The following is a 5,219-nucleotide window of genomic DNA, read 5'->3' on the forward strand; positions in this document are numbered from 1 at the left end:
ACCCCAGCGTCGATCGACTGGTGGTCAGTCTCGCACGAGAGACCCGATAAACTCGCCTCCTACGGGAAAAATCGGGGAAAGTTTCAAGTTTTTCGGCTATATTTTTCCTCGTTTCGGCTTTTTTACGCAAAAAATGCCGGAACTTTCACCCAAACCTGTCGTTTTCCAATGGATCGTTGCTTCGACGATCCCAAAGCAATAGGAGAGTACCCATGAACATCAAGATGATCTGCTTGGGCGCCATGGCACTTTCGATGGTCGGCGGCGCGGCGTTTGCCAAAACGTCGGCTCTCGACGATCCAGCCAAGATGCAGCCCTTCTACACCGATAGCAGCATGAAGACGATGGTCAGCAACGACGACTTCGTGAAAGCCTGGAAGGCCCTTACGCCGGACGACCAGACCGCGATGATGAAGGCCTGCGAGGACGAGGCGAAGGACGCCACTGCGGCCAACAGCCATCCCGAATTCTGCAGCAGCGTGAAAGCGAACGGCGGCAGCAAGTAGCAGTCCAGCAACCCGAATGAGAAACAGCCCCGCGCGGGGCTGTTTTGCGTCTGCCGCAGGTGTGCAGACAAGCCAGCCACGCAAGGATCGGGCCCGGCCGGCACCCGGCCCATCTCCCCATTTCTGCCATGTTGCACTGCGATAATTTGTTGCATTGCGATATCGGCCTGCACCGCCGACATTGCACAGGGGCTGGGCTTGCACGAGGGAGCCGTCGTGGCAGCATCGTTCCGGCCGGACATACAAGGATTGCGCGCGCTCGCCGTCGGCGGCGTCGTCGCCTACCATTTCGGCCTCACCGCGCTCCCCGGCGGCTTTGCCGGCGTCGACATCTTCTTCGTCATCTCGGGCTGGCTGATATCGACCCATCTCATGCAGGAGATCGGCGAGACCGGCCGGCTCGACCTCTGGCGCTTCTATGCCAGGCGCGCGCGGCGGCTCCTGCCGGCAGCTTTGTTCGTCATCCTGGTCACGCTGGCCGCCGGCTACTTCATCCTGGCGCCGCAGGAGCAGGCGCTCTATTCGCGCGGCGCCATGTTTGCCTCCGCCTATGCCATCAATCTGTGGCTGCTGCGCTGGTCGTTCGACTATTTCGCCGCCGACGCCACCAGCAATCCCTTCATCCACTTCTGGTCGCTGTCGGTGGAGGAGCAGTTCTATCTGGCCTGGCCGGCGCTGCTTCTGCTGGCCGCCTGGCTGCGGCCGGGCCGGCGAACGGCCGCAGCCATGATCGGCGTGGTCGGCCTCGCCTCCTTCGCCGCCTGCCTGTGGCTGACCAGCGCGGCGCCGGCCTGGGCCTTCTATTTCTCGCCGCTGCGCGCCTGGGAGTTCGCTGCCGGCGGCCTGGCGACGCTGGTCCCCATGGCTTTGCTGCAGCACCGCATCTGGCTGCGGCCAGCCCTTGGCTGGCTCGGCCTGGCGCTGATTGCGACCGCCTATCGCCTGTTGAGCGAGGACCTGCCCTTCCCCGGCTGGTATGCACTGCTGCCGGTTGCCGGCACCGTGCTGGTGCTGCTGAGCGGCGGCTGCGGGGAACAGACCAACGGGCGGACCGACCGGCACGTCCTTGGCCCGGCCACCGCTTTGTCGCTGCCGCCCTTGCAATGGATCGGCACGCTCTCCTATTCGCTCTATCTCTGGCACTGGCCGGTCATCGTCTACGCCGGGATGCTGACGCCCGATCTTACGGTGCCGCAGCGGCTGGGCTGCGGCGTGCTGGCGCTGGCGCTGTCGGTGCTCACCTATCACCTCATCGAGAACCCGGCACGACGCGGCGCCTGGCTGACGGTGGGCGCTCGCGCGCTCGCACCCGCGCTGGCGCTGACCGGTGCCGGCGTGGCGGTCGCCTACGCCAATGCGCATCTGGCCACGCGCAACATCGGTCCCGAGCAGCGCGGCATCGAGCAGGCGGCCGAAAGACCTTCCATCGCGCGGGCCGTCGACAAGAACTGCCTGGCCGACTTCCAAACGGTGACGCCGAAACCCTGCACATTCGGCCCGGCCGATGCCACCCGCACCATCGTGCTGTTTGGCGATTCGCACGCCGACCACTGGTCGACGCCGCTGATCGAAGCAGCCAGGCGCAACGACACCAAGGTGGTCACCTACCTCAAATCATCGTGCCGCGCCTCGCGGCTCTCCACCTTCAACACGGTGCTGAAGCGCGACTACACCGAATGCGACGCCTGGCGCGAGCAGGCCATATCAGAGATCATCCGCCGCAAGCCGCGCCTGGTGGTGATCTCCGAATTTTCCATCGGCAATCTGACCCGCGATCTGCCCGCCGCCGAACGCACCGCCGAAGTGGCGCGCTGGCAGGCCGGCCTGCGCTCGACCTTGCAGGCCTTCAGCCGGGCCGGTGTCGAGACGGCAGTCATCCGCGACACGCCGATCAACGCCAGCTTCGCCGGCTCCTGCGTGGCGCGCACCCTGTGGTGGCGCGAGGCACCCTCGCCGCACTGCGACACGCCAAGGGCCGAAGCCGCCAACGACAGCACCGCCGCCACCGAGCGCGCCGTGGTGACCAGCGTGCCCGACACCCGCTACATCGACCTCACCAACCAATTCTGCGGCCCGACCTCCTGCCACGTCGTCATATCAGGCAAGCTGGCGTTTCGTGACAGGCACCATCTGGCGACGGGCTTTGCCGAGACACTGGCGGGGCCATTGGAGAGGGCCTTGTTTTAGGCGCCTGGGCATCTGCGCCCCGGTCTGTATTGTTCGTCACATCTTACGAATCTGTGGAACGAGGCTGCAACTCGGCAGTTATATATTAGCCTAACCTTGAAAAGGAGGCAGCTATGAAAAAGCTCCTGCTTGTTTCGGTTATCGCCATTGCTTCGGCGGCGGCGATGATCGCCCCCGCCGACGCCCGCAGCCGTATCAGTATCGGCATTGGCGGCTATGCAGACGACTATTACGGCGACGATTATTACAATGGTTACGACTATGGCGATCGCTACTATCGCCCTTATTACCAGTACGACGCCTATGACAACGGCTACAGGCCGCGCTATTACCACCGTCACCACCGTTGCCACATCGCACTGGTCAAGCATTGGCGCCATCACCACAGGATCGTCGAGGAAATCCGCGTCTGCCGATGATCTGATCCTGTGAAAAATGATCCGGCCGGCGCCGCCGGCCGGATATTTGCGCCGCTCACCCCACCCGCCTCCTCATCATCATCCCGTAATGCACTGCCAACAAATCCAGCCCCACCTTCAGCAGCTTCGTCACCACGTTCCGGCCCTCGCCGGTCTGCTCGGACAGGCGCTTGAGGGAACCGTCCGCGCAGCAGACTTGTCGTACCACGGCGGCCACCTCCCAATGGCCTAGCGCTCTTGTGGCGGCGGCATAGGCCCTGCCGGCGTCGAGAACGCTGTCGGCGATGCCGCCGCCCTCGCGGCCGCCGTCGATGCGCTCGGTCCAGCGCATCGGCTTGACATCAGCCTGCTGACTGCAGCGGAAATCCTCGCGGTAGCGCAGGCCTGCCTCGCGCTGCTGGCGCGACAGCGAAGTGATGCCGACGAGCGCATCGATGGCGCGCAGCCGCACGATGCCGCCGGTCGCGGCGTAGCCGTCATTCGACACTTCGTAGACACGCGCAGCCTCCAGCGTGCCCGCTGCCAGCCGCTTGCGGCCGAGGGCGTCATCCCTGAGCGCGAAATCATGGCCGATCTCGCGGCGTATGCGCACCTGCTCGGCCTCGCCCTTCGGCAATTTCGGCGCCTGCGGTTTTGCGGGTCTGGTCTTTTTGCTCATGGGAGGCTCCTGGTTGGGATGGTGGTGGGAGGCCGGCACGTGGCGATCCTTCGCGCGCCCTCGGCCCTGCCGGGCATCTTCCCACGCGGTGGCAGAGCGGAGCGGAGCGCTGCTCGGTTGGCCTTCAATGAACCGGAGGTCGTCGCCTCTTCGCCGCCGCGCCAGCATCCCTGTCGTCCGGCATCCAGGCTGATGGAACCGGCGCGAGCTTTCGACGTTATGTCGCGTCCATGCCAAGGGGAGGTTCGCCGATGACAGCCTTCATGCCGGTTACCGTGCGCTTTTGCGACAACAAAACCATGCTGGTCAGTTCGGTGGCCGGAGCCGCCGAGGCACTGCGCCACCAATGGCCCGACAAGACAGCGCCTGGCTATCTCGAGGCTTCCCGGCTGGTTACGCTCGCCGTGGACGGCATCTGCTGCCAGCGCATCGCGTTCGACGCCTTCACCAGGGCGGCCAAGCAGCAGAACATCCTGGTCGACAGGCCCAAAAGCCGCGCCCATGACTGGCTGGATGCGGTGGCTAGCCCGTGAGGAGCGGGCGCCGCCCGAAAAATTGATGCAACCGGCCCCCAGCGGGGCGCGTTTATGGGTGCGGTAGCTGGAGCCGCGCGCAAAGCGAAGGTGAACGCCGTGGGTACGATGAAAACCGGAGTGCCGCTCAAAGTGCGGGTGGAAGATGAGATCGAAGAGATCGACAGCGTCAGCGAAGCCGCCGATTTTCTCCAGCGCTGGCCGCTGGAGCGGCGTGGCCATGTCTACCGCAGCGCGTTGAACGCCTGCAGCGCGGCGATTGCCGCCCAGATTTCCGAAGCCGACGCCATGAAGGTGTTTACCGGCTTTGCCCGGGTGACCGGCATATTGGTCGGCGAGGGCAACCCGGCGGTAGCGATGGACGCAAGGAGCATGCAGAGCCGCACGCCCAAGCAAGGCGGGCAGATGCCGAAATAGGGCTTTGCTTCTTTCTCCCCGTTTACGGGGGTGAGGTGTGATCCGCGCAGCGGACGAAAAGCCAATTGCTTGGCTTTTCGAACAGCGAACGCCCGGCAGGGCAATGAGGGGCGGCGCCAGCGCTTCGGTAAGTGGCATCTGAATCGGATGCTTGAATTTCATGTCAGCTTCCATCCTGCCTCGTCAGCGCTGCCCCTCATTGCCCTGCCGGCACCTTCTCCCCGTGAACGGGGGAGAAGAGATCAAACCTCACCCCGTCGCAACAAATACGCGGCGCTGGAAGCGCGCCTGGTGGTAGGTACAATAGCTTTTCAGCGCCCCGGTGCGCATGCCGCAGCACAGCATGTCGGCGCCTGGGCGGCTGCCTGGCGCCCCCTCTTCGGCAATAGAAATGTCCGGATCCCCCTCCACCGTCAGATCCAGCGGCGCACGGCAGCGTGAAAACAGGCAATCGATGAAGCGCATCGCCACGCCATGCGGCTGCCGGCCGATGGCCGCG

General features: G+C 64.6%; 7 protein-coding genes and 1 pseudogene. 6 read left to right on the forward strand and 2 right to left on the reverse strand.

Annotation, left to right across the window (positions count from 1 at the left end):
* The 4 genes from EN879_RS39485 to EN879_RS23475 all read left to right on the forward strand — a co-directional run.
* Positions 1–202, forward strand: a 202-nt coding sequence (locus tag EN879_RS39485; RefSeq protein ID WP_206520987.1) for a hypothetical protein, incomplete at its 5' end; no start/stop codon positions are given.
* Between the two features lie 10 nt (positions 203–212).
* The gene (locus EN879_RS23465; RefSeq protein ID WP_013530594.1) at positions 213–506 is read left to right on the forward strand and encodes a hypothetical protein; all 294 of its coding nucleotides are present in this window, start codon (positions 213–215) and stop codon (positions 504–506) included.
* Between the two features lie 216 nt (positions 507–722).
* A complete protein-coding gene (locus EN879_RS23470; protein ID WP_063168641.1) occupies positions 723–2,693 on the forward strand; it encodes an acyltransferase family protein in 1,971 nt (656 codons plus the stop codon).
* A gap of 113 nt (positions 2,694–2,806) precedes the next feature.
* On the forward strand, positions 2,807–3,112 hold the full coding sequence (locus EN879_RS23475; protein ID WP_027160843.1) for a hypothetical protein: 306 nt from the start codon (positions 2,807–2,809) through the stop codon (positions 3,110–3,112).
* 55 nt (positions 3,113–3,167) lie between these two features.
* Here the strand turns inward: EN879_RS23475 and EN879_RS23480 are convergent, their stop codons facing one another.
* Positions 3,168–3,770 (reverse strand): DUF6456 domain-containing protein, encoded by a 603-nt coding sequence (locus EN879_RS23480; RefSeq protein ID WP_063168642.1) that lies wholly within the window; start codon positions 3,768–3,770, stop codon positions 3,168–3,170.
* A gap of 251 nt (positions 3,771–4,021) precedes the next feature.
* Between EN879_RS23480 and EN879_RS23485 the strand changes: the two genes are divergently transcribed.
* Entirely contained in the window at positions 4,022–4,303 is a 282-nt protein-coding gene (locus tag EN879_RS23485; protein ID WP_013530587.1) for a DUF982 domain-containing protein, read from the forward strand.
* Positions 4,304–4,411: 108 nt separating this feature from the next.
* Positions 4,412–4,720 (forward strand): DUF982 domain-containing protein, encoded by a 309-nt coding sequence (locus EN879_RS23490; protein ID WP_063170292.1) that lies wholly within the window; start codon positions 4,412–4,414, stop codon positions 4,718–4,720.
* A 249-nt stretch (positions 4,721–4,969) separates the two neighbouring features.
* Here the strand turns inward: EN879_RS23490 and EN879_RS23495 are convergent.
* Positions 4,970–5,219 (reverse strand): annotated as a pseudogene (locus EN879_RS23495) (GcrA cell cycle regulator); the annotation flags it as partial.

The organism is Mesorhizobium sp. M7A.F.Ca.AU.002.02.1.1 (assembly GCF_003998535.1).
Lineage (GTDB): Bacteria > Pseudomonadota > Alphaproteobacteria > Rhizobiales > Rhizobiaceae > Mesorhizobium > Mesorhizobium ciceri.